Source organism: Pseudomonas sp. zfem003 (assembly GCF_032621675.1).
Taxonomy (GTDB): domain Bacteria; phylum Pseudomonadota; class Gammaproteobacteria; order Pseudomonadales; family Pseudomonadaceae; genus Metapseudomonas; species Metapseudomonas otitidis.
Window position 1 is genome coordinate 477,146 of sequence record NZ_JAVYJG010000003.1, and the last position, 24,801, is coordinate 501,946.

Annotated in this window: 23 protein-coding genes; 7 read left to right on the plus strand and 16 right to left on the minus strand. The window is 69.0% G+C overall.

The genetic code is table 11. From position 1 onward, the window contains the following. Window positions 1-78 precede the first annotated feature (78 nt). Complete coding sequence (locus RTK35_RS08445) at window positions 79-1,230, minus strand: glycerophosphodiester phosphodiesterase (RefSeq protein ID WP_316907779.1); 1,152 nt, start codon at window positions 1,228-1,230, stop codon at window positions 79-81. A gap of 160 nt (window positions 1,231-1,390) precedes the next feature. On the opposite strand from RTK35_RS08445, the gene RTK35_RS08450 reads away from it, so the two are divergent. Next, on the plus strand, window positions 1,391-1,903 hold the full coding sequence (locus tag RTK35_RS08450; protein WP_139233538.1) for a dihydrofolate reductase: 513 nt from the start codon (window positions 1,391-1,393) through the stop codon (window positions 1,901-1,903). An 86-nt stretch (window positions 1,904-1,989) separates the two neighbouring features. Here the strand turns inward: RTK35_RS08450 and RTK35_RS08455 are convergent, their stop codons facing one another. The 5 genes from RTK35_RS08455 to RTK35_RS08475 form a co-directional block, all read right to left on the minus strand. Further along, window positions 1,990-2,454 carry a metallophosphoesterase family protein gene (locus RTK35_RS08455; RefSeq protein ID WP_316907780.1) on the minus strand — a complete coding sequence of 155 codons (465 nt, stop codon included), beginning with the start codon at window positions 2,452-2,454 and terminating at the stop codon, window positions 1,990-1,992. Window positions 2,455-2,491: 37 nt separating this feature from the next. Beyond that, complete coding sequence (locus tag RTK35_RS08460) at window positions 2,492-3,871, minus strand: uracil-xanthine permease family protein (RefSeq protein ID WP_142012871.1); 1,380 nt, start codon at window positions 3,869-3,871, stop codon at window positions 2,492-2,494. A 333-nt stretch (window positions 3,872-4,204) separates the two neighbouring features. Then, on the minus strand, window positions 4,205-6,046 hold the full coding sequence (gene ilvD, locus RTK35_RS08465) for a dihydroxy-acid dehydratase (RefSeq protein ID WP_316907781.1): 1,842 nt from the start codon (window positions 6,044-6,046) through the stop codon (window positions 4,205-4,207). A 361-nt stretch (window positions 6,047-6,407) separates the two neighbouring features. Next, entirely contained in the window at window positions 6,408-7,604 is a 1,197-nt protein-coding gene (locus tag RTK35_RS08470; protein WP_316907782.1) for a class I SAM-dependent rRNA methyltransferase, read from the minus strand. Between the two features lie 74 nt (window positions 7,605-7,678). After that, window positions 7,679-8,218: a type 1 glutamine amidotransferase domain-containing protein gene (locus RTK35_RS08475; RefSeq protein WP_044403646.1), complete on the minus strand. Its 540-nt coding sequence runs from the start codon at window positions 8,216-8,218 to the stop codon at window positions 7,679-7,681. Window positions 8,219-8,410: 192 nt separating this feature from the next. Between RTK35_RS08475 and RTK35_RS08480 the strand changes: the two genes are divergently transcribed. The 5 genes from RTK35_RS08480 to RTK35_RS08500 all read left to right on the plus strand — a co-directional run bounded on the left by RTK35_RS08480 (window position 8,411) and on the right by RTK35_RS08500 (window position 13,068). Continuing rightward, window positions 8,411-9,223, plus strand: coding sequence for an HDOD domain-containing protein (locus RTK35_RS08480; protein WP_167368444.1), 813 nt, complete (start codon window positions 8,411-8,413; stop codon window positions 9,221-9,223). 30 nt (window positions 9,224-9,253) lie between these two features. Further along, the gene (mutM, locus tag RTK35_RS08485) at window positions 9,254-10,066 is read left to right on the plus strand and encodes a bifunctional DNA-formamidopyrimidine glycosylase/DNA-(apurinic or apyrimidinic site) lyase (RefSeq protein ID WP_074967157.1); all 813 of its coding nucleotides are present in this window, start codon (window positions 9,254-9,256) and stop codon (window positions 10,064-10,066) included. 45 nt (window positions 10,067-10,111) lie between these two features. Further along, complete coding sequence (locus RTK35_RS08490; RefSeq protein ID WP_107330107.1) at window positions 10,112-10,690, plus strand: lysophospholipid acyltransferase family protein; 579 nt, start codon at window positions 10,112-10,114, stop codon at window positions 10,688-10,690. 81 nt (window positions 10,691-10,771) lie between these two features. Beyond that, entirely contained in the window at window positions 10,772-11,113 is a 342-nt protein-coding gene (locus RTK35_RS08495; RefSeq protein ID WP_074967162.1) for a multidrug transporter, read from the plus strand. Window positions 11,114-11,229: 116 nt separating this feature from the next. After that, complete coding sequence (locus tag RTK35_RS08500) at window positions 11,230-13,068, plus strand: Na/Pi symporter (RefSeq protein ID WP_316907783.1); 1,839 nt, start codon at window positions 11,230-11,232, stop codon at window positions 13,066-13,068. Here the strand turns inward: RTK35_RS08500 and ggt are convergent. The 6 genes from ggt to RTK35_RS08530 form a co-directional block, all read right to left on the minus strand. Beyond that, complete coding sequence (gene ggt / locus RTK35_RS08505) at window positions 13,052-14,779, minus strand: gamma-glutamyltransferase (RefSeq protein WP_316907784.1); 1,728 nt, start codon at window positions 14,777-14,779, stop codon at window positions 13,052-13,054. The genes RTK35_RS08500 and ggt overlap by 17 nt on opposite strands. Window positions 14,780-14,784: 5 nt before the next feature. After that, on the minus strand, window positions 14,785-15,036 hold the full coding sequence (locus RTK35_RS08510; RefSeq protein ID WP_044403636.1) for a YfhL family 4Fe-4S dicluster ferredoxin: 252 nt from the start codon (window positions 15,034-15,036) through the stop codon (window positions 14,785-14,787). Window positions 15,037-15,138: 102 nt separating this feature from the next. Then, a complete protein-coding gene (gene coaD / locus RTK35_RS08515; protein WP_044403635.1) occupies window positions 15,139-15,618 on the minus strand; it encodes a pantetheine-phosphate adenylyltransferase in 480 nt (159 codons plus the stop codon). 130 nt (window positions 15,619-15,748) lie between these two features. After that, the gene (locus RTK35_RS08520; protein WP_316907785.1) at window positions 15,749-17,344 is read right to left on the minus strand and encodes a GMC family oxidoreductase; all 1,596 of its coding nucleotides are present in this window, start codon (window positions 17,342-17,344) and stop codon (window positions 15,749-15,751) included. Between the two features lie 70 nt (window positions 17,345-17,414). Then, window positions 17,415-17,960 (minus strand): hypothetical protein, encoded by a 546-nt coding sequence (locus RTK35_RS08525; RefSeq protein WP_044403633.1) that lies wholly within the window; start codon window positions 17,958-17,960, stop codon window positions 17,415-17,417. Window positions 17,961-17,993: 33 nt separating this feature from the next. Further along, complete coding sequence (locus tag RTK35_RS08530; protein WP_316907786.1) at window positions 17,994-19,424, minus strand: coniferyl aldehyde dehydrogenase; 1,431 nt, start codon at window positions 19,422-19,424, stop codon at window positions 17,994-17,996. Window positions 19,425-19,625: 201 nt separating this feature from the next. On the opposite strand from RTK35_RS08530, the gene RTK35_RS08535 reads away from it, so the two are divergent. After that, window positions 19,626-20,297, plus strand: coding sequence for a TetR/AcrR family transcriptional regulator (locus tag RTK35_RS08535; protein ID WP_044403631.1), 672 nt, complete (start codon window positions 19,626-19,628; stop codon window positions 20,295-20,297). Window positions 20,298-20,318: 21 nt separating this feature from the next. Here RTK35_RS08535 and RTK35_RS08540 read toward each other — a convergent pair whose 3' ends face one another. From RTK35_RS08540 to RTK35_RS08555, 4 genes are read right to left on the minus strand one after another with little or no spacing between them, the layout of a single operon-like run. Further along, complete coding sequence (locus RTK35_RS08540) at window positions 20,319-21,302, minus strand: hydrolase (protein WP_284547659.1); 984 nt, start codon at window positions 21,300-21,302, stop codon at window positions 20,319-20,321. Continuing rightward, complete coding sequence (gene rsmD, locus RTK35_RS08545; RefSeq protein ID WP_074967175.1) at window positions 21,299-21,895, minus strand: 16S rRNA (guanine(966)-N(2))-methyltransferase RsmD; 597 nt, start codon at window positions 21,893-21,895, stop codon at window positions 21,299-21,301. The genes RTK35_RS08540 and rsmD overlap by 4 nt, the downstream gene beginning before the upstream one ends. Then, window positions 21,895-23,376: a pitrilysin family protein gene (locus RTK35_RS08550; RefSeq protein ID WP_316907787.1), complete on the minus strand. Its 1,482-nt coding sequence runs from the start codon at window positions 23,374-23,376 to the stop codon at window positions 21,895-21,897. The genes rsmD and RTK35_RS08550 overlap by 1 nt, the downstream gene beginning before the upstream one ends. After that, window positions 23,369-24,724, minus strand: a complete 1,356-nt coding sequence (locus RTK35_RS08555) for a M16 family metallopeptidase (protein ID WP_236213348.1) — start codon at window positions 24,722-24,724, stop codon at window positions 23,369-23,371. Before RTK35_RS08555 ends, RTK35_RS08550 begins: the two co-directional genes overlap by 8 nt. Window positions 24,725-24,801 lie beyond the last annotated feature (77 nt).

Consider the following 24,801-nt stretch of genomic DNA (forward strand, 5'->3'; position numbering starts at 1 on the left):
GGGACGAGGCAGAAGCATAACCGCTGACGCCAGGGGTGGTGCAGCGGGCGGCCGGTGGACCGCCCGCCTGGGGGTGCGCTACGGCGCCGCGCGCGCGTTGCGGACCTGCACGGCCAGGTCCGGCTGGTCGATGAACAGCCCGTCGATGCCGGCGTCGAGGAAGGCGCGGATCTCCGCCTGGATGTCGCCCCGTGCCTGCGGATCGCTGCCCTGGCGCAGGTTGGTGGGCAGGAAGGCGTTCTCCGCGCGGAAGGTGTAGGGGTGCACCTTGAGGCCCGCCGCATGGGCGTCGGCGACGAAGCGGGTGGGCTGGCCCAGGTTGCCGGCGGCATCGCGGGGAATTATGTAGCCCTTCTCCGGCCCGACCCCGGCGGCGTAGCGGGCGACGGCGTGCAGCCCTTCGGGGCTGGCCATCCGTGCATAGGTCAGGCCGGTGCCCAGCACCTGCTGGTCGTAGGGCTGGCCGCTGCCGTACAGCTGCACCAGGCGCAGGCTGCTCTGCCGGGCGATGCGCTGCAGGTTGTCCACCTCGAAGGACTGGATGTACACCGGCGCGCGGCGGTCGATGTAGCCGTTGCGTTGCAGGGTGCGCAGCAGCGGCTTCTCCATGGCCAGGCCGAGCTGCTGGAAGTGGGTGGGGTGCTTGGTCTCGATGTACAGGCCGATGCGGCGCTGCTGGCTGAGCTGGAGGCTTTTCACCAGGTCGATGATCTCCTGCAGGGTGGGGATCTCGAAGGTACCGTCCAGGCGCGCATTGCCGGGGCGTACCTGGGGGATGCGCTCGATGGCGCGCAGGGTCTTCAGCTCGGCCAGGGTGAAATCCTCGCTGAACCAGCCGGTGAGCGGCACACCGTCGACGCTCTGGGTGCGCTTGCGGTCGGCGAACTCGGGATGGCGGCTGACGTCGGTGGTCAGCCCCAGTTCGTTGTCATGGCGGGCCACCAGGTGGCCGTCGCGGGTCATCACCAGGTCCGGCTCCACGTAGTCGGCGCCTTGCAGGGCGGCCAGGGCGTAGGACGCCAGGGTGTGCTCCGGCACGTAGCCGCTGGCGCCGCGATGGCCGATCACCAGGGGCTGGCCCTCGGCGCGCGCCGGGGCGCGGGTGGCCTGGGGCTGCTGGGTGGCCCAGTCGAGGGCGGATTGCACCGGGTCCGGCGCGGCGAAGGTGCAGAGGGGCAACGTCAGGCTGCAGGCCGCCAGCCAATGCCGCAGGGTCGGGGTGGATGCCATGGGGGCGTCTCCTTGCGGTAGGGAAGCGCAAGCCTGCGGCAGGATAGATGACGGTTTGTCGTGCGCCGCCCGGGCATGTGTTGCCGGGCGTGACACCGTTGGCGGTGACAGAAGGAAAGGCCGGCTGGCGGTGGCCATGGCCTCTGGTATTCTCGCCGCCATGAAAAAGACCCTCCCCCTCGCCCTCATCGCCGCCCAGGCCCGCAACCGGGTCATCGGCCGCGACAACCAACTGCCCTGGCACCTGCCGGCGGACCTCAAGCACTTCAAGGCCCTGACCCTGGGCAAGCCCATCATCATGGGCCGCAAGACCTGGGACTCCCTGGGCCGCCCGCTGCCGGGGCGCCTGAACTTGGTGGTCAGCCGCCAGGCCGGCCTGCAGCTGGAGGGCGCCGAGGTGTTCGCCAGCCTGGAAGAGGCCGTGGCCCGCGCCGAGGTGTGGGCCCGCGAGGAGGACGCCGAGGAAGTGATGCTGATCGGCGGCGCCCAGCTCTACGCCCAGGGCCTGGCCCATGGCGACCGCCTGTACCTGACCCAGGTGGAGCTGGAACCGGAAGGCGATGCCTTCTTCCCCGAGGTGCCCACTGCCGACTGGCACCTGGCTTCCAGCATCGAGTACCCCGTCAGCGACACCACCCCCGCCTACGCCTTCCAGGTGTGGGAGCGGCGCTGAGCCGGTTGGCACAGCGCGGGTGGACGTAAGAAACGACGTCCACCCCATGCCCGGATCGACCCTTCAGGCGGGCCGGGCGCACCCGTTCAGATGTCCAGCTCGCGCAGTTCCGCGCGGACTCGCCCGTCCTCGATCAGCAGCGACCCCACCGCTATCGGCAGCTTGAAGCGCCGGGGCCCGGCGCTGCCCGGGTTGATGTGGAGGATGCCGTCGCGCTGGGTGATCAGCGGCTTGTGGGAGTGGCCGGTGATGATGGCGTCGACGCCGCGCGTGGCGAGGTCGGTGGGGATGTCGGCCTGGTCGTGGACCAGGTAGAGGCATGCGCCACCCAGCTGCACGCTGAGGTCGTGGGGGATGGCCTGGGCCCAGACCTGGGTGTCGTTGTTGCCGCGCACCACGCTGAGGGGCGCGAGCTGGCGCAGGGCGTCGAGGATCTCGGGTTTGCCGATGTCACCGGCGTGGAGGATGTGGTCGCAGCCTTCCAGGGCCGCCAGGGCCTGGGGCCTCAGCAGGCCGTGGGTGTCGGCGATCAGGCCGATGCGCAGGGTCATGGAAGGGGCCTCGTGGGGGAACGAGGCCCATTCTGCCTCACGCGGCGGAGCGCGGGGTTTCCGGCAGGAACCAGTTCAGCACCAGGGCGCACAGGCCGCCGGTGGCCACGCCGGACTCCAGCACGTTGCGCACCGCTGCCGGCATGTGGGCGAGGAACTCCGGCACCTGGGACACGCCCAGGCCCAGGGCCAGGGACACGGCGATGATCAGCAGGGCGCGGCGGTCCAGCTCGATGCCGGCGAGGATGTTGATGCCCGAGGCGGCCACGGCGCCGAACATCACCATCACGGCGCCGCCGAGCACCGGTTCGGGCATGGCCTGGAGCACGCCGGCCACGGCCGGGAACAGGCCCAGCAGGATCAGCATCAGGGCGATCCAGCCGCCGATGTGGCGGCTGGCGATGCCGGTGAGCTGGATCACCCCGTTGTTCTGGGCGAACACCGAGCTGGGGAAGGTGTTGAGCACGCCGGCCAGCAGGGAGTTGGCGCCGTTGACCAGCACGCCACCCTTGATCCTTTGCATCCACAGCGGGCCTTCCACCGGTTGGCGGGAGACCTTGCTGGTGGCGGTGACGTCGCCGATGGCTTCCAGGGAGGTCACCAGGTAGATGACCAGCATCGGCACGAACAGCGACCAGGAGAAGCCCAGGCCGAAGTGCAGCGGGGTCGGCACCTGGATCAGCGGCGCCTCGTGCATGCCGCTGAAGTCCAGGCGGCCCAGGGCGCCGGCCAGGGCGTAGCCCACCAGCAGGGCGATGACGATGGCGCAGCTGCGCATCCACACCACCGGGATGCGGTTGAGCACCAGGATCACCGCCAGCACGGTGCCGGAGAGCAGCAGGTTCTCGCCGTTGGCGAAGGTGCCGTTGGCCATGGCGCCGAAGCCGCCCCCCATGCTGATGAGGCCGACCTTGATCAGGGTGAGGCCGATCATCAGCACCACGATGCCGGTCACCAGCGGGCTGATCAGGCGCTTGATGAACGGCAGGATGCGCGACACGCCCATCTCGATGAAGGCGCCGGCCATAACCACGCCGAAGATCGCCGCCATCACCGCTTCCACCGGGGTGCCCTGCTTGACCATCAGCGCGCCGCCGGCGATCAGCGGGCCGACGAAGTTGAAGCTGGTGCCCTGGACGATCAGCAGCCCGGCGCCGAAGGGGCCGAAGCGGCGGCACTGCACGTAGGTGGCGATACCGGAGACCACCAGAGACATGGAGACGATGAGGTTGGTGTCGCGGGCCGACACGCCCAGCGCCTGGCAGATCAGCAGGCCGGGGGTGACGATGGGGACGATGATCGCCAGCAGGTGCTGCAGGGCAGCCAGGATCGCCGCCAGCGGGCGTGGCTTGTCCTCCAGGCCGTAGACCAGTTCGTTGCGGGACTCGGGGGCGGAGGGGGTTTCCAGTGGGGTCATGGTGGGGGCGGCCGGCGAAAAAGCGGCGATTCTACCTGAATGGCCAGGGGCGGCGAGGGGCGTCGGTCAGCTGTTGGATTGGTGCCTTTCCAAGGCGTTGAGCGCTCCGTAGGAGCAAGCCCTGCTCGCGAATCGCCTGCTGCGGACGCGTCTGTGTAGGGGCGAATCCATTCGCCCGCTGCCGGCCGGGCATGGGGCCGCTGCGCGGCCCTTGGCGCCTGAAGTCGCCCCTACAGGGTGGATGGCGCTCTTTCCATCCACCCATCGATGCCTCCGAAAGGTGCCCAACAAAAAGCCCGGCACAAGGCCGGGCTCCTTCGTTGGCGGGTGGACTCAGATGTCTTCCAGCATCGCCTTGTTGCGCACGGCGCCCTTGTCGGCGCTGGTGGCCAGCAGGGCGTAGGCCTTGAGGGCGGTGGAGACCTTGCGGGCGCGGGGCTGCGCGGGTTTCCAGCCTTTCTTGTCCTGCTCGACGCGGCGGGCGGCCAGCTCTTCATCGGACACCAGCAGGTTGATGCTGCGGTTGGGGATGTCGATCAGCACCTTGTCGCCGTCCTTCACCAGGCCGATGGCGCCACCGGCGGCGGCTTCCGGGGAAGCGTGGCCGATGGACAGGCCCGAGGTGCCGCCGGAGAAGCGACCGTCGGTGAGCAGGGCGCATTGCTTGCCCAGGCCCTTGGACTTCAGGTAGCTGGTGGGGTACAGCATTTCCTGCATGCCCGGGCCGCCTTTCGGGCCTTCGTAGCGGATGATGACGATGTCGCCCGGCTTCACTTCGTCAGCGAGGATGCCCTTCACGGCGCCGTCCTGGCTTTCGAAGATCTTCGCGGTGCCTTCGAACACGTGGATGGACTCGTCCACGCCGGCGGTCTTCACCACGCAGCCGTCCAGGGCGATGTTGCCGTAGAGCACGGCCAGGCCGCCCTCCTGGGAGTAGGCATGCTCGACGGAGCGGATGCAGCCGTTGGCGCGGTCGTCGTCCAGGCTGTCCCAGCGGGTGCTCTGGCTGAAGGCGACCTGGGTCGGGATGCCGGCCGGGCCCGCCTTGAAGAAGGTGTGCACGGCTTCGTCGTTGGTCTGGGTGATGTCCCACTGGGCGATGGCGTCGGCCATGCTCGGGCTGTGCACGGTGGGCACGTCGGTGTGCAACAGCCCGCCACGGGCCAGCTCGCCGAGGATGCTGAAGATGCCACCGGCACGGTGCACGTCTTCCATGTGGTACTTCTGGATGTTCGGCGCCACCTTGCACAGCTGCGGCACCTTGCGCGACAGGCGATCGATGTCGCGCAGGTCGAAGGCCACTTCCGCCTCCTGGGCGGCGGCCAGCAGGTGCAGGATGGTGTTGGTGGAGCCGCCCATGGCGATGTCCAGGGTCATGGCGTTCTCGAACGCCTTGAAGTTGGCGATGTTGCGCGGCAGCACGGAGGCGTCGCCTTCGCCGTAGTAGCGCTGGCACAGCTCGACGGCCAGGCGGCCGGCGCGCAGGAATAGCTGCTCGCGGTCGCTGTGGGTGGCCAGGGTGGAGCCGTTGCCCGGCAGCGACAGGCCCAGGGCCTCGGTCAGGCAGTTCATGGAGTTGGCGGTGAACATGCCGGAGCAGGAACCGCAGGTGGGGCAGGCGCTGCGCTCGTACTCGGCGACCTTCTCGTCGGAGCAGGAGTCGTCGGCGGCCACCACCATGGCGTCCACCAGGTCCAGGCCGTGGTTGGCCAGCTTGGTCTTGCCGGCTTCCATCGGGCCGCCGGAGACGAACACCACGGGGATGTTCAGGCGCAGGGCGGCCATCAGCATGCCGGGGGTGATCTTGTCGCAGTTGCTGATGCAGACGATGGCATCGGCGCAGTGGGCGTTGACCATGTACTCCACGGAGTCGGCGATGATCTCGCGGCTCGGCAGGGAATAGAGCATGCCGTCGTGGCCCATGGCGATGCCGTCGTCCACAGCGATGGTGTTGAATTCCTTGGCCACACCGCCGTGCTTCTCGATCTCGCGGGCAACCAGTTGGCCCAGGTCCTTCAGGTGCACGTGGCCGGGCACGAACTGGGTGAAGGAGTTGGCGATGGCGATGATCGGTTTCTTGAAGTCTTCGTCCTTCATCCCGGTGGCGCGCCAGAGGGCGCGGGCGCCGGCCATGTTGCGGCCGTGGGTGGAGGTCTTCGAGCGGTAATCGGGCATTTCGGTGTCCTGCAGGCTGATCAGGTAATGGTCGTGTCGTGAGCGTGAAGGTGCCGGTGGTGAGGGGATGTACCCGTCGTGTCCGGAGATGGCGTGAGGGCGCTGCGGGATCACCGTGCGCTCGGCCGGGGCTCACTGGCCCGCCTGAGGGTGTGGCAGGGGGAGTCGGGATTCTAATCCCAGGCAGGCGCCGGGCGGAAGGCCGGCGCGACCGGTGCTCAGGGCTGCCGGTGACAGGCCTGCATCAGCGCGTCGGCACTGTGCTGCGGCCGGGGCCGGGCGGCCCGTGCCGGGCGCCGTGGACCCACAGGGCCGGGGCCGTCGGCGCTGCCGAAGGCCCGGACCTGCAGGGTGGTCATGCTCAGCTGTTGGGCAGCAGGCGGACGGTGAGGCTCTTGATGTAGCGGGTTTCGGCGATGGCCGGGTGCATCGGGTGGTCCGGGCCCTGGCCGCCGCGCTCCAGCAACTGGATGTTGCGGTCCAGGTGGCGGGCGCTGCCGAGCAGGATGTTCTGCAGGTCGTCCTCGGGCAGGTGCATGGAGCAGGAGGCGCTGACCAGGATGCCGTCCTTGTTCAGCAGGCGCATGGCCTGTTCGTTGAGGCGGCGGTAGGCGGCCTCGCCGTTCTTCAGGTCCTTCTTGCGCTTGATGAAGGCCGGCGGGTCGGCCACCACCACGTCGAAGCGCTCTTCGGCGGCCTTCAGCTCCTTCAGGGCTTCGAACACGTCGCCTTCCACGCAGGTGACCTTCTCGGCCACGCCGTTGAGGGTGGCGTTGCGCTCGACGCCGTCGAGGGCGAAGCCGGAGGCGTCGACGCAGAACACTTCGCTGGCGCCGAAGGCCGCGGCCTGCACGCCCCAGCCGCCGATGTAGCTGAACAGGTCGAGCACACGCTTGCCTTCCACGTAGGGGGCCAGGCGGGCGCGGTTCATGCGGTGGTCGTAGAACCAGCCGGTCTTCTGGCCTTCCAGCACCGGGGCTTCGAACTTCACGCCGTTCTCTTCCAGGGCGACCCACTCGGGCACCACGCCGAAGGCGGTGTCCACGTAGCGCTCCAGGCCTTCGGCATCACGGGCGGCGGAGTCGTTCTTCCACAGCACGCCACGGGGCTTGAGCACCTGCACCAGGGCATCCAGTACGGCGTCCTTGTTGCGCTCCATGGCGGCGGAGGCCAGCTGCACCACGATGTGGTCGCCGAAGCGGTCCACCACCAGGCCGGGGAGCAGGTCGGAGTCGCCGTAGACCAGGCGGTAGAAGGGTTTGTCGAACAGCCGCTCGCGCAGGCTCAGGGCGACGTTGAGGCGGTGCACCAGCAGGGACTTGTCCAGCACGTGCTTGACGTCGCGGGAGACCAGACGCGCGCAGATCAGGTTGTTCGGGCTCAGGGCGACCACGCCCAGGGGCTTGCCGCCGGCGGCTTCGAGGATGGCCTGGTCGCCCGGCTGGAAGGCGTTCAGCGGGGTGGCGACCACGTCCACTTCGTTGCTGTAGACCCACAGGTGGCCGGCGCGCAGGCGTCGATCGGCATTGGCTTTGAGGCGCAGGCTGGGCAGGGACATGGGTCGCTCTCCGGAAAAAAGAGCGGAAGTATACCCGAAGGCGCCCGCCGAGCCTGCTACCGGCGGGCGTCGGCTCAGGCGGCCAGGGCCTCCAACAGGCGCTGGTTGAAGGCAGGGATGTCGTCGGGCTTGCGGCTGCTGATCAGCCTGCCGTCGACCACCACCTCCTGGTCCACCCAATGGGCGCCGGCGTTCCGCAGGTCGTCGGTGAGGGACGGCCAGCTGGTGAGGGTCTTGCCCTTCACCAGGTCGGCGCTGGCCAGCAGCCAGGCGCCGTGGCAGATCACCGCGATGGGCTTGTCGGCCCGGGCGGCGTCGCGCACCAGTTCCTGGGCCAGCGGGTCCGTGCGCAGGGTGTCGGCATTGACCACGCCACCGGGCAGGACCAGGGCGTCGTAGTCGTCGATGCGCACGCTGTCGAGCGTATGGTCGACCCGGAAGCGGTCCGCCGGGGTGGTGTGGTGCCAGCCGGTCACGGTGCCGGCCGTCGGGGCGAGGATGTGGACGGTGGCGCCGGCCTGCTCCAGCGCCTGGCGGGGGCCGGTCAGCTCCACCTGTTCGAAACCATCGGTAACCAGCAGCGCCACGCGCTTGCCCTTGATCGAGGGGTTCATGCTGCCTCCTGTTCGCGTTGGGGTATGCAGGTTCCGAGCCGTGGTGCCGCCGGAAAGTTCAGCTCAAAGGAGTGTTCTGGCCATCGCCGGCTAGAGTTAGACTGTCGTCCCGAATTCCCTCCCTTGGTCTCCGTTGTCATGGCCCAAGAACTCTCCGCCGAACAGATCCGCCACTTCCTCCAGGGGATCAGCGTGCCGCCGCAGCCGCAGATCATGGTGGACCTGCAGATGGAACAGGTCATGCCCAACCCGGACCTGCGCACCATCGCCAAGCTGATCAGTCACGACCCGGGGCTCTCCGGGGCGCTGTTGAAGATCGTCAACTCGCCGTTCTACGGGCTCACCAACCGCATCGCCTCTATCCAGCAGGCGGTGAACCTGCTGGGCTGCAACACGGTGATCAACCTGATCAACGCGCAGTCGATCAAGGGCGAGATGACCGACGAGACCATCGTCACCCTCAACCGCTTCTGGGACACCGCCCAGGACGTGGCCATGACCTGCCTGACCCTGGCCAAGCGCATCGGCTACCAGCAGGCGGACGAAGCCTACGCGCTGGGGCTGTTCCACAACTGCGGCATCCCGCTGATGCTCAAGCGCTTCCCGGACTACATGACGGTGCTGGAGGAGGCCTATGCCAGCGCCTGCGACGAGCGCCGCATCGTCGACACCGAGAACCGCCTGCTGAACACCAACCACGCGGTGGTGGGCTATTTCACCGCGCGTTCCTGGCGCTTGCCGGAGCACCTGTGCGAGGCCATCGCCAACCACCACAACGCCCTGGCCATCTTCAGCGACGACTCCGGTCGCGACGCGCCGCTGAAGACCCTGCTGGCGATCCTGAAGATGTCCGAGCACATCTGCTCGTCGCACCTGGTCCTGGGTGGCCAGGCGGACGACCACGAGTGGGACAGCATCCACCGGCTGGTGCTCGACTACGTCGGTCTCTCCGACTACGACTTCGACAACCTCAAGGAAAACATCCGCGAACTGGGCGCCAACTGAGCGCCCTCCCCGCTGTCTGCCGAGATCCACATGCCTGAACTACCCGAAGTCGAAACCACGCGGCGGGGCATCGCCCCCTACCTCGAAGGGCAGCGCGTGAGTCGCGTCGTCGTGCGTGAGCGCCGCCTGCGCTGGCCCATCCCCGAGGACCTGGACGTGCGCCTGTCCGGGCAGCGCTTCGTCGCCGTCGAGCGGCGGGCGAAGTACCTGCTGCTGCAGGCCGAGGCGGGAACGCTGATCAGCCACCTGGGCATGTCCGGCAGCCTGCGCCTGGTGGAAGCCGGGCTGGAGGCCGCGCGCCACGAGCACGTGGACATCGAGCTGGAGTCGGGCCTGGCGCTGCGCTACACCGACCCGCGCCGCTTCGGGGCGCTGCTCTGGAGCCTCGATCCCCACGGGCACGAGCTGCTGCGCAACCTCGGGCCCGAGCCGCTGACCGAGGCCTTCGACGGCGACCGGCTGTTCAGCCTTTCCCGCGGGCGCAGCATGGCGGTGAAGCCCTTCATCATGGACAACGCGGTGGTGGTGGGCGTGGGCAACATCTACGCCACCGAGGCGCTGTTCGCCGCCGGCATCGACCCGCGCCGGGAGGCCGGCAGTGTGTCCCGCGCCCGCTACCTGAAGCTCGCCGGGGAGATCAAGCGCATTCTCGCCAATGCCATCGAGCGTGGCGGCACCACGCTGCGGGATTTCGTCGGCGGCGATGGCCAGCCCGGCTACTTCCAGCAGGAGCTGTTCGCCTACGGGCGTGGCGGGGACTTCTGCAAGGTCTGCGGCTCCACCCTGCGGGAGGTCAGGCTGGGCCAGCGCGCCAGCGTCTACTGCCCCCGCTGCCAGCGCTAGGGGCTGCTACCGACACCTGCCGAGAACAAGAACAAGAGGTGAACGATGTCCGGCAACTACCTGCCCCGCAATGCGGTTGCGGAGGCACTCGGCCATGCCGTCTTCCGGCTCATGGGCTGGCGCATCGAGGGGCAGCTGCCGCCCCTCGACAAGTTCGTGGTGATCGGCGCCCACCACACCTCCAACTGGGATTTCGTGCTGTTCATCGCTGCCAAGTTCATCCTGCGGTTGAACGCCCGCTGGTTCGGCAAGCACAGCATCTTCCGCTGGCCCTTCGGTGCGCTGATGCGCTACTGGGGCGGCATTCCCATCCGCCGGCACCTGAAGCTCAACACCGTGGAGCAGGCCATCGAGGCCTTCGCCGAACACCGCCAGTTCATCCTGGTGCTGTCGCCGGAGGGCACGCGGCGCAAGGTGGAGCGCTGGAAGAGCGGCTTCTACCACATCGCCTGCGGGGCCGGCGTGCCCATCGTGCCGGCGGCGCTGGACTTCCAGCACCGGCGCATCGTCATCGGTGCGCCGTTCCAGCCCACCGGGAACGAGGAGGCCGATCTGCGCCAGTTGCTGGCCTTCTACCGCCCCTATGTGCCGAAGAATCCCGACTACGCTTTTAACGGCGATTGATGGCCGTCACGCTGACAAGGCAAACGGCGCTGTTATAGTTAGCCGCACGATTACTCCTACAAATAGCCGAAGGATTGCATCATGAACCTGTTTCGCACTTCCGCTGCCGTCCTGGCGCTGACCACCGGCCTCATGGCGCTCCCGGCGCAGGCCGAGACGGTGCAGCAGCAGAATGCCAGCGGCGACCCCACCTACACCGTCGAAGCGCCCCCCGCCTTCGCCATGGCCGGCGACCTGCTGATCGCCCGTCCGCTGCTGATCGGTGCCACCGTGATCGGTGCCGGCCTGTTCGTGGTCAGCCTGCCGTTCAGCGCCCTGGGCGGTAACGTCGGCGCCGCCGGCAAGGCCCTGGTGGTCGATCCGGGCAAGGAAGCCTTCGTGCGTTGCCTGGGCTGCACCAGCAGCGGCTACCAGAAGGACTGATCCGTTTCGGCTGCGGCCTGCCAGGCCGTTCACGGCCCCTTGCCCGGTAGCGGGCAAGGGGCCGTTTGCATTGGGGGCCGGCGCTGGACCGGCCCCGCCAGGGATGGAGGGAGTGGATGAAGGGGTTTCAACTGATCGCGCTGCTGGTGCTGGGGGCGGCCGGGCTGGCGGCGAGTTTCTGGTACAGCCCGGGCTGGCTGCAGCTGTGCGCGGGGCTGGCGCTGTTCCTGTTCGGCATGCAGTGCCTGGAGGACGGGCTGCGGCAACTGGCCGGCGGCAAGCTGGAGCAGGTGCTGGCCCGCAGCACCGCAACGCCCTTCAAGGGACTGATGTTCGGCGTGGGCGGCACGCTGTTGCTGCAGTCGAGCACCCTGGTGGCGCTGCTCACCATCGCCTTCATCAGCACCGGGCTGATCCAGTTGGCCGGCGGCATCGCCATCCTCTTCGGCGCCAATCTCGGCGCCACCAGCGGCATCTGGCTGCTGGCCATGGCCGGGCAGAACCTCAGCCTCTCGCCGCTGGCCCTGCCGTTGCTGGTGTTCGGGGTGCTGGCGGGGTTCATCGGCCCGCGCAGCAAGGCCGCCGGACGCATCGTGCTGGGCATCGCCTTCGTCTTCCTCGGCATCGACCAGATCAAGGACGGCTTCTCCACCTTCGGTGACGGCTTCGACATGACCGGGCTGCGGGTCGATGGCGTGCTCGGCAGCCTGCTGTTCATGGCGGTGGGGATGCTGGTGACCGTGGTGCTGCAGTCCAGCCACGCGGCCCTGATGCTGACCCTCGCGGCCCTGGCCGGCGGGCAGCTGGAGCTGGGCCAGAGCCTGGCGATCGCCATCGGCTCCAATGTCGGCAGCAGCGTCACCACGGCCTTCGTCGGCTCCCTCGGGGGCAACCGCAGCGGCCAGCGGCTGGCCTTGGCCCACGTGCTGTTCAACGTGGTGACGGCGGTGGTGGCCTTCACCCTGCTCACGCCCCTGACCTTGCTGGTGCGGGCCCTGGCCGAGCCGGTGGGGCTGGAAGGCAACGCGCTGATCCAGCTGGCGATGTTCCACACCCTGTTCAACGCCCTGGGCGTGGCGCTGTTCTGGCCCTGGCAGCAGCGCCTGGCCGGGTTGCTGGTGCGCTGGCTGCCGGAGCGTGAGGAGCCCCAGGTGCTGATCACCGAGCTGGTGGCCGGGCCGGTGGAGCCGGAGCGCACCACGGCCCGCTACCTGAGCGCTCGGGCGCTGGACTCCTCCGAGGCGGCCTGCAGCGCGGTGCTGCAGGAGCTGCGGCACCTGGGGCGGCTGAGCCTGGAGGTGATCTGCCACGCGCTCTACCTGCCGGTGGATCAGCTCAACCGCTCGCGCCCGGACGAGGCCGCCCTGCAGATCATCCCCGAGCGCCTGCACCTGGATGCCGAGGCGCTCTACCAGCGCCATGTGAAGGGCGTCTACGGCGACCTGCTGAGTTTCATGGGGCGCCTGGAAGTGCAGCTGGACGAACCCCACCAGCGCCTCTGGCTGAGCTGCCAGGTGGCGGCCCTGCAGCTGGTGGACGCGGTGAAGGACGCCAAGCACCTGCAGAAGAACCTCGGTCGCTACCTCGGCGAAGGCCCCTCATCGGTGCGCGATGCCTACCTGGACCTGCGCCGCCACCTGCTGGGCGCCTTGCAGAAGGTGCGTGAGCTGGGGCGTTCGGAGCTGCCCGAGGAGGTCTGGAACCAGCACCTGGAGTGGCTGGACGAGCAGGCGGCGGCCTTCGACGGCGCCTTCCGCGAACACCTGTTCGCGGCGGTGCGGGCGGGGCAGCTGGACGGCTTGCAGACCAGCTCGCTGATGAACGACCTGGGCTATGCCAGCCGCATCATCCAGAGCCTGCGCAACGTGCTGATGATCGGGCAGGGACAGGGGCTGTTCAGCGTGATGCGCACCCTTGAGGACGAGGGCGAAGGGAGCCTCATCGAGCTCCGTTGACCGCCTCGGGCGTCCGGGGTGCCAGGGTTTCCGCCAGGCCCACGCCCCGTGGGTCGCTGGCCACCTCGATCTGCCCGCCGCGCTTGTCCCAGAGCAGCACCTGCTGGTTGCCGTAGCGGCGGTCCACCTGCTTGAGGCTGTAGCCACGGGCCTGCAGCTCGGCCTTCTCGGCGGCGCTGAAGGTGTCCGGCTCGTGCTCGACCACGTCCGGCAGGTACTGGTGGTGGTAGCGCGGCACCGCTGCCCAGCGGCTCACCGGCTGGTCGTCGAGGTATTCGAGGATCGACAGCAGCACCATGCTGGGGATGCGGCTGCCGCCCGGGGTGCCGAAGGCGGTGAACTGTGCGTCGCTCTCGATGAAGGTGGGGCTCATGCTCGACAGCGGGCGCTTGCCGGCGGCCACGGCGTTGGCCTGGCTGCCGGCCAGGCCGTAGGCGTTGGCGCCGTTGGGATCGGCGGCGAAGTCGTCCATCTCGTTGTTGAGCAGCACACCGGTGCCGGGCGGCACGAAGGCGGCGCCGAAGGGCAGGTTCACCGAGAGGGTGGCGGCAACTGCGTTGCCGTCCTGGTCGATGACCACGAAGTGGGTGGTGTGGTCGCCCTCGCGCCAGGCGGGCGCGGGCGGCAGGCTGGCGCTGGGGGTGGCCCGGCGTGGGTCGATGCCGGCGGCGAGCTGCTTGAGGTAGGCCGGTGCCAGCAGGTTGTCCAGCGGGTTGCGGACGAAGTCCGGATCCCCCAGCAGGCCCCGGTCACGGTAGGCGCGGCGCAGCGCCTCGACCACGTAATGGGTGCGTTGCAGGCGGTCACCGTCGCGCCAGGGCAGTTGCTGCAGCATCGCCAGGCTCTGGGCCAGGGCCACGCCACCGGCGGAGGGGGGCGGTGCGCCGATCAGTTCGCGGCCGTCGGCCAGGGGGTAGCGCAGCGGCTGGCGCTCCACCACGCGGTAGCTGTCCAGGTCCTTCAGGGTCCAGATGCCGCCGGCCTTTCGCACACCGGCCACCAGCTTCTCGGCGGTTTCGCCGGCGTAGAAGCCGGCCTTGCCGTAGCGCGCCAGGCGTTCCAGGGTCCGCGCCAGCTCCGGCTGGCGCAGCAGGCTGAATTCTTCGGGCACTTGGCCCTTGGCGTCGAGGAAGATGCGCGCGGTCTCGGGGTCGTCGCGCATGGCGGCGGCCCGGAAACCGGCGCGTTCGATGTACACCCGGTCTACCGAGATGCCGTCCTTTGCCAGGCGGATCGCCGGGGCCAGGCTGTCGGCCAGGGGCAGGCGGCCGTGGTGGCCGGCCAGGTCCGCCAGGGCGGCGGGCAGGCCGGGAATGGCGGCGGCCAGCGGCCCGTTGATGGACAGTTGCGGCTGCACCTTGCCGTCGCGCACGTAGAGGTCGGGGCGGGCCGCCAGGGGTGCGCGTTCGCGGGCGTCGAGGAACAGGTACTCGGGCTTGGCGCCACCCTTGCGCAGCAGGAAGAACCCGCCGCCGCCGAGGCCCGAGCCATGGGGCTCGGTGACCGCCAGGGCGGCGCTGATGGCGACGGCGGCGTCGAAGGCATTGCCGCCCAGGGCCAGGGTTTCCAGGCCGGCGACGGTGGCGGCGGGCTGGGCGCTGGCAACGGCGGCGCGTTGCGGGGTGGCGGCCTGGAGGGCGCTGCTGGCCAGCAGGGCCAGGGCCGCGATCAGCCCCCGCTGCCAGGGTCTGCCGAGCACCGGGCTGCCCATGCCGGTCAGGCCTTGCCGGTGAGCTTGAGGTACTTGGCCATCAGCTCGTCGCGGCTTTCGACGTTGGCGTCGTCGAGGGGGATGCAGTCCACCGGGCAGACCTGCTGGCACTGCGGTTCGTCGTAGTGGCCGACGCACTCGGTGCAGAGGTTGGGGTCGATGACGTAGATCTCTTCACCCTGTGAGATGGCGCCGTTGGGGCACTCGGGTTCGCAGACGTCGCAGTTGATGCAATCGTCGGTGATCTTGAGGGACATGGAACAACTCCAGCCGTCCAAACACGGCGGTCTATCGGAACAGGAGCGGAATTGTGCCGGAATGCGGGGGCCGGCGCACCACTTGTGCGCGCCGGCCGGTGGTCAGCGCTTGAAGCGCTCGGCCAGGGCGTCGGCCACGGCGGGGTGGACGAACTTGCTGATGTCGCCGCCCAGGGCCGCGATCTCGCGCACCAGGGTGGAGGAGATGAAGGAGTACTTCTCGGACGGGGTGAGGAACATGCTTTCCACGTCCGGGGCGAGCTGGCGGTTCATGTTGGCCAGCTGGAATTCGTACTCGAAGTCGGAGACGGCGCGCAGCCCACGGAGGAACACGTTGGCGTTCTGTTCCTTGACGAAGTGCGCCAGCAGGGTGGAGAAGCCCACCACTTCGACGTTGGGCAGGTGCTTGGTGACTTCCTTGGCCAGCCCGACGCGCTGCTCCAGGGAGAACAGGGGGTTCTTCTTGGGGCTGGCGGCGACCGCGATGATCACGGTGTCGAACAGGCGGGAGGCACGCTCGATCAGATCGGCATGGCCCTTGGTAATCGGGTCGAAGGTGCCCGGATACAGCACTCGGTTCATCGCTACGTCCTGGGGTGGGTCCGTAAGGGAGTCGGATGGTAGCGCAGGCCGCACCCTGCGGCAAAGACGCACAGGTGCGGTTCACGCGGTCCGTCGGATGCCGGGCCCGCCGGGCGCGGGCCCGGGGGCGTCAGGCCTTGCCCAGGCGCTTGGCCAGCTCGGTGGAGAGCTGGGCGGTGAGGCCGTAGATCGACAGCTGGGGGTTGGCGCCGATGCTGGTGGGGAACAGCGAGCCGTCGTGGATCGACAGGTTTTCCAGCTGGTGGTGGCGTCCGAGGCTGTCGGTGACGGCCTGCTTCGGGTCCTCGCCCATGGCGCAGCCGCCCATGACGTGGGCGCTGCCCAGGCGGGTGCGGTACAGCTCCAGGGACAGGCGGTCGATCAGTTCGCGGGCTTCGGCCGGGGTCTTCACGTAGTCGGCGTCGGCGTGCAGCGGCAGCACGGCCTTGGCGCCGGCTGCAAACTGGATCTCGGCCATGGTGTGGAAGGCCCGGCGCAGGCCATCCCAGGTGTAGTCGGTGAGGCGGTAGTCGAGCACCGGGCTGCCGTCGCCGCGCAGCTCCACGGTGCCTTCGGCGCTCTCCGGGTGGAAGCCGTCGCGCAGCAGCGCCAGCATCACGTTGGTGTGGGGCAGTTGCTCCATGCGCAGGGCGTTGTCCTCGCCGAAGCGGCCGAGCAGGGTGGCGGTGAGCGCCGGTTGCAGCGGCGGCACTTCGAGTTTGTAGGACATGCGCCCGGTGGTGCCGTCGTCCCACTGGTAATGGTCGGAGTAGATGGATTGCGGTGCGCCGTAGAACGGGTTGATGACCTGGTCGAACTGCGCGGCGGAGAAGTTCACCAGGTGCAGGAAGGTGCGCTTGCCGGCGCGGCCGTGAGGGTCGGGGGCGTCGGAGCGCAGCAGCAGGCCGGGGGTGTTGATGCCGCCGCCGGCCAGCACGTAGTGGCGGGCCTTGACGGTGATGGTGCGGCCGGTGGGGGCGACGCAGCGTTCGTCCATGGCCTGGCATTCGATGCCGGTGACCTTGTCGCCCTGGATCAGCAGGCGCTGGGCACGGGCGAGGTAGAGCAGCTCGCCGCCCTTGTCGAGGGTGGCGGGGATGGTGGTGACCAGCATCGACTGCTTGGCGTTGGTCGGGCAGCCCATGCCGCAGTAGCCGAGGTTCCAGCAGCCGCGTACGTTGCGCGGGATGACCTTCCAGTGCAGGCCGAGCTTCTCGCAGCCCTGGCGCAGCACGTCGTTGTTGGCGTTCGGCGGGATGGCCCAGGGCGCGACGCCCAGGCGCTGTTCCATCTTCTCGAACCAGGGGGCCATCTCGGCCGGGCTGTGCCCTTTGACGCCGTGCTCCTTGGCCCAGTGCTCCAGGGTCGGCTCGGGGGTGCGGAAGCTGGAGGTCCAGTTCACCAGGGTGGTACCGCCTACGGCGCGGCCTTGCATGATGGTGACGGCGCCGTCCTTGGACATGCGGCCGATGCCTTCCTGATAGAGGGAGGGGTAGGCCTCGGCTTCCTGCATCTTGAAGTCGCTGCTGGTCTTCAGCGGACCTTCCTCGATGATCAGCACCTTGTAGCCGGCGGCGCTGAGGATCTCGGCGGTGGTGCCGCCACCGGCGCCGCTGCCGACGATGGCGACGTCGGCTTCCAGGGTCAGGTCCTGCTCCAGGCGGGAGCCGTTGTGGGTTTTCCAGCCGCGGGCCAGGCCCTCGGCGAACAGATCAGGTACAGGCATCAGCTCAATCCTCGGTCGCGCCGGCCGACCTGGCGGTCGGGGCGCGGGGTTCTTGTTGTGGTAGCGGCGCTCAGACGGTCGGCGGACCGGGGTAGCCGCAGTGCGCCCAGGCTTCCTGCCGGCTGTACCAGGCCATCATCACCAGCTGCAGCAGGGAGGCGTGCCCCATCTTCAGCAGGCCGATGAAGCTGTTCTGCCAGCGCGAGAGGAAGGTGCGCACGTCGTCGGCGCTGGCGTTCTCCCAACTGCCCCAGATGCCGGTGAGCGGGCCCCGGGTGATGGGCAGGGCGAGCACGTCGAACAGCTGCACGGTGAGCTTGAGCATCTCCGGGGAGAGGTGGGCCAGGGCGTTGTCCAGGCTCTGGATGGTGCCGGCGACGGCCTGGGGCATCTGTTCGGCGGTGACGGCGCCGGCGAGCATCACCGGGATCAGCGCCTTCAGGCAGGGCAGGTCGGAGTCCCGTAGCACGACCATGCCGTTGGCCGGTGTGGAGGCGGAGCAGCCGGTGAGGGTGGCGGTGACGCCGGCGGTGGCGAGGAATGCGCCGCCGACGAGGCCGACTTTCAGCAGGCCGCGCCGGGTAAGCCCCGGCGCTTGGAGGGTGGTGTCTGTCATTGTTGTTGTGACCCCATCAGGTCCCTTGCAGGGTTAGCGAACGAACAGCTTGTAGACCAGTTTCTGAATGGCTTTGCCGTAAGGCGGGTAGATCATCCGGGCGGCGTTGAAGCGTTGCTTGGCGAACACCGCCTTGGCCTTGCTGAAGGTGAGGAAGCCTTCATGGCCGTGGTAGTGGCCCATGCCGGACGGGCCGATGCCGCCGAAGGGCATGTCGTCCTGGGCGACGTGCAGCAGGGTGTCGTTCAGGCAGACGCCGCCGGAGTGGGTCTGCTCCAGCACGTGCTGCTGCTCGCGCTTGTCGTAGCCGAAGTAGTAGAGGGCCAGGGGGCGCGGGCGCTGGTTGACGTAGGCGAGGGCGTCGTCGAGGCGGTCGTAGGGCACCACCGGCAGCAGCGGGCCGAAGATCTCGTCCTGCATCAGCTTCATGTCGTCGTTCACGTCCAGCACCAGGGTGTGGGCCAGGCGGCGGGCCTGGTCGCCGGGGAACAGCGGTATGAGCCGCGCGCCCTTGGCTTCGGCGTCCTGCAGGTAGCCCTTCAGGCGCTGCAGCTGGCGCTCGTTGATGATGGCGGTGTAGTCGGGGTTGTCCGCCAGCTTCGGGTAGAAGCGGTTGACCGCCTCGCGGTAGGCATCGATGAAGCCCTGCACGCGGTCCCGCGGGACCAGCACGTAGTCGGGGGCGACGCAGGTCTGGCCGGCGTTCATGGTCTTGCCGAAGGCGATGCGTTCGGCGGCGTCCGCCAGGGGGACGCCGGCGGAGACGATGGCCGGCGATTTGCCGCCCAGCTCCAGGGTCACCGGGGTGAGGTTCTCGGCGGCGGCGCGCATCACGTGGCGGCCGATGCTGGTGGCACCGGTGAACAGCAGGTGGTCGAAGGGCAGCTTGGAGAAGGCGACGCCCACGTCGGCCTCGCCCAGCACCACGGCGACCTGGTCCTCGGGGAAGATGCGCGCCATCAGCTCCTTGAACAGCTGGGAGGTGGCCGGGGTGGATTCGCTCATCTTGATCATCACCCGGTTGCCGGCGGCCAGCGCACCCACCAGCGGGCCGATGGCGAGGAACAGCGGGTAGTTCCACGGCACGATCACGCCGACCACGCCCAGGGGCTGGTAGACCACCTTGGCGGAGGCGGGCTGGAAGGCCAGGCCGACGGCGCGGCGGGAGGGCTTCATCCAGCGGCGGATGCGGCGGCGGGCGTAGTGGATGCCGTGCAGGCTGGGCATGATCTCGGCCAGCAGGGTCTCGTCCGCCGAGCGGTTGCTGAAATCCTGGCTGACGGCGCGGATCAGGGCGTCCTGCTCGTTGAAGATCAGGTCGCGCAGCGACTGCAGCCACTGCATGCGCTGCTCGGCGCTGGGCATCGGGTGGTTGCCATAGGCGGCACGTTGGCGGGCGAACAGTTGTTCCAGCTGGCTGATCTGCTGCTGGGTCTGCTGCAGGTAGGCGACATCGGCGACCATGGCGGCACCTCTTCGTTATTGTTGGACATGCCGATTTCTAGAGTAATTGCTCTAGAGTGTCAAATAGCATGACGCGGCCGGCCGACGCTTGCCTACCAAACGAAAAGTTGGGCTGCCCGCCCCCGGGGCGCCGATTCACGGCCTCTGGGTAGTTTTGTTACCCTCGGCCACCTTTTTGGCGCCTGTGAGACCGACCCGCCCATGGCCCCACGCATCAAGACCCGCGAACGCATCGTGCAGAGCAGCCTGGAGCTGTTCAACGCCCAGGGCGAGCGGACGGTCACCACCAACCACATCGCCGCGCACCTGGGGATGTCACCGGGCAACCTGTACTACCACTTCCGCAACAAGCAGATGATCATCGCGGAGCTGTTCGCCGAGTACGAGGCGCGGGTGGACACCTTCCTGCGCCTGCCCCAGGACCGGCCGCTGAACATGGACGACAAGACCTTCTACCTGGAGGCGCTGCTGGCGGCCATGTGGCACTACCGCTTCCTGCACCGCGACCTGGAGCACCTGCTGGAGTCCGATGACGAGCTGGCGGCGCGCTACCGGGTGTTCGCCCAGCGCTGCCTGGGGCATGCCCAGGCGATCTACCGGGGCTTCGTCGAGGTGGGGATCCTGCGCATGGATGCGGCGCAGATCGAGGCGCTGGCGCTGAACAGCTGGATCATCATGACCTCCTGGGTGCGCTTCCTCTGCACCACCCGCAGCGCCCCGGGCGACCTGGACCAGCGCCTGCTGATGCGCGGCATCTACCAGGTGCTGGCGCTGGAGGCGGGCTACGTCACCGAGGGCTGCCGGGAAGCCGTGGCGGCGCTCCAGGCCCGGTTGTTCGTGCCGCTGGAGCAGGTGGTGCCGCCGCTGGGCTGACGTTGGCCAGGCGCAGGCCTGTCAGCGCGGCAGTGCGGCCAGCCAGGCGGGGATGCGCCGCTCCAGGTAGTAGTCGGGCTGGCGCGGCGAGCCGCCGATGAAGCCCACATGACCCCCCTTGTCGTGCAGCTCCAGCCGGGTGCTGGCGGACAGCTCGTGGGCCTCCGGCACGCTGTGGCGGAACACGAAGGGGTCGTCCGCCGACTGGATCAGCAGCGTCGGCACGCGGATGGCACCGAGGAAAAAGCGGCTGGAGGCGCGCCGGTAGTAGTCGTCGGCATCGGCGTAGCCGTGCAGCGGCGCGGTGATGCGCCCGTCGAAGTCCCAGAAGGTGCGCAGGCCGTCCAGCGGGCCGAGCTGCTCCAGCACCGACAGGCGGTCGGCCATGCCCTGGTGGGCGAACAGGCGCTGCTTGTCGCGCACGTAGGCGACCATCTCCCGCATGAAGTGCCGCTGGTAGACCCTGGAGAAGCCCAGGCCGATGCGGTCGGCGCACTGGTCCAGGCGGAACGGCACCGACACCGCCACCGCACCTTGCAGTGGGCAGGTCTCGCCGGACTCCCCCAGGTACTTCAGCAGCACGTTGCCGCCCAGGGAGTAGCCCACCGCATGGAGCGGCGCCAGGGGGCGGGTGCGGCGCAGGTGTTCCACGGTGGCGGCCAGGTCCTCGCTGGCGCCGGAGTGGTAGCCCCGGGGCAGCAGGTTGGGCTCGCCGGAGCAGCCGCGCCAGTTGATCGCCACGCTGGCCCAGCCCTGCTCCGCCAGGCGCTGCTGCAGGCCGAGCACGTAGAGCGAGCTGGACGAGCCGGTCAGCCCGTGAAGCACCAGCACCAGAGGGGCATGGGCGTCATGGGGGCCGTACCAGTCCAGGTCGATGAAGTCGCCATCCTCCAGCCACAGGCGCTCGCGCTGGCGTTCCAGCCGGGGCGGGTGGCGGAAGAAGGGCGACCACAGCGTCTGCAGGTGCGGGCCGGGCAGCCACCAGGCGGGGCGGAAGTCGTTCACGCGGTGCGGTGCCAGAGGGCGTAGTGGACGTTGCCGGTCTTCTTCTCCCGGTGCAGCCGCCAGTTGCCGGGCAGGCCGAGGGAGGAAGGTGCGGCTTCGCTTTCGGTGTAGACCCAGGCGTCGTTGGCCAGCCAGCCGCGTTCTTCCAGCAACGTGCACACCGGTTGCAGCAGGCCGAGGTTGAACGGCGGGTCGAGGAACACCAGGTCGTAGGGCGTCGCGGCCTGGTTGGCCAGGTAGCGCAGGGCGTCGGCCTGCAGCAGTTGGCCGGTGCCGCAGCGCAGGGTGTCCAGGGTGCCGCGCAGGGCGGCCACCGAGTCGGGATTGAGGTCCAGCGCCAGGGCTTCGCGGGCCCCTCGGGAGAGTGCCTCCAGGTAGAGCGCGCCGCTGCCGGTGAAGGGGTCCAGCACCCGCGCGCCTTCTATATAGGGGGCGAGCCAGTTGAACAGCGTTTCGCGGACGCGGTCAGGCGTCGGGCGCAGGCCGGGACCGTCGGGGAAGGCGAAGCGGCGCGAACGCCACTCGCCGCCGATGATGCGCAGCTGGCCCTGGCCGCCATGGGCCGAGGGCTTCTTCGGGGTACGTGTGGCCATCAGTGCTCCGGGATGCCAAAGCTGGGTTTGAAGCGCTTCTCGGTCGGTGCCGGCAGTTCCTTCTGGGGAACCGTGGGGCCGGCGGTGACGATGATGAAGCGGTCCGGGTCGAGGTGGCGGGCCATGGCCGCCTTCACCTGTTCGACGCTGAGGCCCTGGACCTGCTTCATGAAGTCCTCCAGGTAGGTCAGCGGCAGGCCGTAGAAGCCGATGGCGCCCAGTTGGCCGACGATGTCGGCGTTGCTGGCGGTGGACAGTGGGAAGCTGCCGGCCAGTTCGCGCTTGGCGTCGTCCAGTTCCTTCTGGGTCGGGCCCTGGGCCAGGTAGTCGCGGACGATGTCCTTGACCAGCTTGAGGGTGCCGTCGCTGAGTTCGGCGCGGGTCTGCAGGCCGATCATGAACGGGCCCCGCACCTGCATGGCGGTGAAGCCGGAGCTGACGCCGTAGGTGAGGCCGCGCTTCTCCCGCACTTCCTCCATCAGGCGGGTGCCGAAGCCGCCGCCACCGAGGATCTGGTTGCCCAGGTAGAGCGCGGCGTAGTCCGGCTCGGCGCGGTCGATGCCGAGCTGGGCCAGCAGCAGGTGGGTCTGCGCCGAGGGGAACTCGATGTGGGTGGTGCCGGGCTCCGGCACCTTGGGCGCCTCGGTCCTGGCCAGGCGCGGGCCCTTGGGCAGCGCCTGGGAAACGCGGTTGGCGATGGCCTCGGCTTCCTCGCGGGAGAGGTCGCCGACCAGGGCGATCACCACGTTGCCGGCGGCGTAGCCCTTCTGGTGGAAGGCCTTGAGCTGGGCGACGGTGATGCCCGGCACGCTCTTCGCGTCGCCTTCGCTGGGGTGGGCGTAGGGGTGCTGGCCGTAGAGCTTCTCGAACAGGGCGAGGCCGGCGAGCTTGCCGGGGTTCTGCTTCTGGTACTCGAAGCCGGCGAGCATCTGGTTCTTGATGCGGGCCAGGGAGTCCTCGGGGAAGGTCGGCGCGCCCACCACCTGGGTGAACAGCTCCAGGGCCGGCTCGCGCTGGGCCGGGTCGGTGAGGCTGCGCAGGCCGGCGATGGCCATGTCGCGGTAGGCACCGTTGCTGAAGTCCGCGCCCAGGCCTTCGAAGCCCTGGGCGATGGCGGTGACGTCCTTGCCCTTCACGCCTTCGTTGAGCATGGCGTTGGTCAGGGTGGCCAGGCCGGGGGTGTCACCGTCCTGGCTGCTGCCGGCGGCGAAGGTCAGGCGCAGGTCGAACATCGGCAGCTCGGGGGCGGCGACGAACAGCACCCGGGCGCCTTCGGCGGTTTCCCACTGCTGGATGTCCAGCTTGCGGCTGGCCGGGGCCTTGCCATCGAGTTCGGCGATGGAGGCCAGCTTGGGGGCGTCGCTCGCCTCGGTGGCGGCCACGGCCTCCCCGGGGCGGTTGACGATCAGGACGAGCACGCCCAGCAGGGCGATCAGGGCCAGGCCGAGCAGGCCGTAACGCAGGCCGTTGCGCTCACTCATGGCGGGGTTCCTCGGGCAGTACGTGGGCGACGCTGAGGCGGTCGCGGGTAAAGAAGGTGCGGGCAGCGGCCTGGATATCCGCCGGGGTGACGGCTTCCAGGGCAGCGAGATCCTGCTCCATCAGGCGCCAGGACAGGCCGACGGTCTCCAACTGGCCGATGGTGGAGGCCTGGCTGGTGATGGAGTCGCGCTCGTAGACCAGGCCGGCGATCACCTGGGCGCGCACGCGCTGGAGCTCGTCCTCGCTGGGCGGCGTCTGCTTGAGGGCCTCCAGCTCGCGCCAGAGGCCGGCTTCGGCCTGCTCCAGGGTCTTGCCCTTCTGGGCGTTGGGGGTGGCGCTGAGGGTGAACAGGCTGTCGCCCCGGCTGTAGCCGTCGTAGCTGGCGGATGCGCCGCTCACCAGTTCTTCGCCGCGCTCCAGGTGGCTGGGCAGGCGCGCGCTGTAGCCGCCGTCGAGCAGGGCCGAGGCCAGGCGCAGGGCATGCACCTGGCGGGCGTCCTTGGCGGTGGCGAGGCTGGGCACGTTGAAGGCCATCAGCAGGCTGGGCAGCTGGGTCTTCACGTGCACGACGAGGCGTCGCTCGCCGGGCGCGGGCAGCTCCAGGGGCTGCTTCGCCGGCGGCACCGGGCGCGCGGGGATGGCGCCGAACCAGCGCTGAGCCAGGGCCTTGACCTCGTCACCGGTGACGTCGCCGACCACCACCAGGGTGGCGTTGTTGGGCACGTACCAGGCCTCGTACCAATGGCGCAGTTCCTCGACCTTCATGCGTTCGAGGTCGGCCATCCAGCCGATGGTCGGGGTGTGGTAGCCGCTGGCCGGGTAGGCCATGGCCTTGAAGCGTTCGAAGGCCTTGGCGCCGGGGCGGTCGTCGGTGCGCAGGCGACGCTCTTCCTTGATCACCTCGATCTCGCGCTGGAACTCCTCGGGCGGCAGGCGGAGGCTGGCCATGCGGTCGGCCTCCAGCTCGAAGGCCACGCCGAGGCGGTCCTTGGCCAGCACCTGGTAGTAGGCGGTGTAGTCGTCGCTGGTGAAGGCGTTCTCCTCCGCGCCGAGGTCGCGCAGGACGAGGGACGCCTCGCCGGGGCCGAGCTTGCTGCTGCCCTTGAACATCATGTGTTCGAGGGCGTGGGAGAGGCCGGTCTGGCCGGGCGTTTCGTAGCTGGAGCCGACCTTGTACCAAAGTTGTGAAACCACCACGGGGGCCCTGTGGTCTTCTCTGACGATGACTTTCAGGCCGTTTTCGAGGGTGTATTCATGGGTGGGTTGGGTCTCGGCGGCGAAGGCCGCCATGGGCAGCAACAGGCTGCCGAGCAGCAGGCCGGTGGCCTGGCGGGTGATCGCTTTCATCAATACTGGGGACCTGTCCGACGGGCCCGCGGGGCGTACCGCCTGCGGGCGAAGAGGTGCTAGGATACTCCATCCTT

Excerpts from the sequence above, each read along its gene's own strand:
- RTK35_RS08445 (WP_316907779.1), bottom strand. The coding sequence starts at position 1,230 with ATGGCATCCACCCCGACCCTGCGGCATTGGCTGGCGGCCTGCAGCCTG.
- RTK35_RS08450 (WP_139233538.1), top strand. The coding sequence starts at position 1,391 with ATGAAAAAGACCCTCCCCCTCGCCCTCATCGCCGCCCAGGCCCGCAAC.
- RTK35_RS08455 (WP_316907780.1), bottom strand. The coding sequence starts at position 2,454 with ATGACCCTGCGCATCGGCCTGATCGCCGACACCCACGGCCTGCTGAGG.
- RTK35_RS08460 (WP_142012871.1), bottom strand. The coding sequence starts at position 3,871 with ATGACCCCACTGGAAACCCCCTCCGCCCCCGAGTCCCGCAACGAACTG.
- ilvD (WP_316907781.1), bottom strand. The coding sequence starts at position 6,046 with ATGCCCGATTACCGCTCGAAGACCTCCACCCACGGCCGCAACATGGCC.
- RTK35_RS08470 (WP_316907782.1), bottom strand. The coding sequence starts at position 7,604 with ATGTCCCTGCCCAGCCTGCGCCTCAAAGCCAATGCCGATCGACGCCTG.
- RTK35_RS08475 (WP_044403646.1), bottom strand. The coding sequence starts at position 8,218 with ATGAACCCCTCGATCAAGGGCAAGCGCGTGGCGCTGCTGGTTACCGAT.
- mutM (WP_074967157.1), top strand. The coding sequence starts at position 9,254 with ATGCCTGAACTACCCGAAGTCGAAACCACGCGGCGGGGCATCGCCCCC.
- RTK35_RS08490 (WP_107330107.1), top strand. The coding sequence starts at position 10,112 with ATGTCCGGCAACTACCTGCCCCGCAATGCGGTTGCGGAGGCACTCGGC.
- RTK35_RS08495 (WP_074967162.1), top strand. The coding sequence starts at position 10,772 with ATGAACCTGTTTCGCACTTCCGCTGCCGTCCTGGCGCTGACCACCGGC.
- RTK35_RS08500 (WP_316907783.1), top strand. The coding sequence starts at position 11,230 with ATGAAGGGGTTTCAACTGATCGCGCTGCTGGTGCTGGGGGCGGCCGGG.
- ggt (WP_316907784.1), bottom strand. The coding sequence starts at position 14,779 with ATGGGCAGCCCGGTGCTCGGCAGACCCTGGCAGCGGGGGCTGATCGCG.
- RTK35_RS08510 (WP_044403636.1), bottom strand. The coding sequence starts at position 15,036 with ATGTCCCTCAAGATCACCGACGATTGCATCAACTGCGACGTCTGCGAA.
- coaD (WP_044403635.1), bottom strand. The coding sequence starts at position 15,618 with ATGAACCGAGTGCTGTATCCGGGCACCTTCGACCCGATTACCAAGGGC.
- RTK35_RS08520 (WP_316907785.1), bottom strand. The coding sequence starts at position 17,344 with ATGCCTGTACCTGATCTGTTCGCCGAGGGCCTGGCCCGCGGCTGGAAA.
- RTK35_RS08525 (WP_044403633.1), bottom strand. The coding sequence starts at position 17,960 with ATGACAGACACCACCCTCCAAGCGCCGGGGCTTACCCGGCGCGGCCTG.
- RTK35_RS08530 (WP_316907786.1), bottom strand. The coding sequence starts at position 19,424 with ATGGTCGCCGATGTCGCCTACCTGCAGCAGACCCAGCAGCAGATCAGC.
- RTK35_RS08535 (WP_044403631.1), top strand. The coding sequence starts at position 19,626 with ATGGCCCCACGCATCAAGACCCGCGAACGCATCGTGCAGAGCAGCCTG.
- rsmD (WP_074967175.1), bottom strand. The coding sequence starts at position 21,895 with ATGGCCACACGTACCCCGAAGAAGCCCTCGGCCCATGGCGGCCAGGGC.
- RTK35_RS08550 (WP_316907787.1), bottom strand. The coding sequence starts at position 23,376 with ATGAGTGAGCGCAACGGCCTGCGTTACGGCCTGCTCGGCCTGGCCCTG.
- RTK35_RS08555 (WP_236213348.1), bottom strand. The coding sequence starts at position 24,724 with ATGAAAGCGATCACCCGCCAGGCCACCGGCCTGCTGCTCGGCAGCCTG.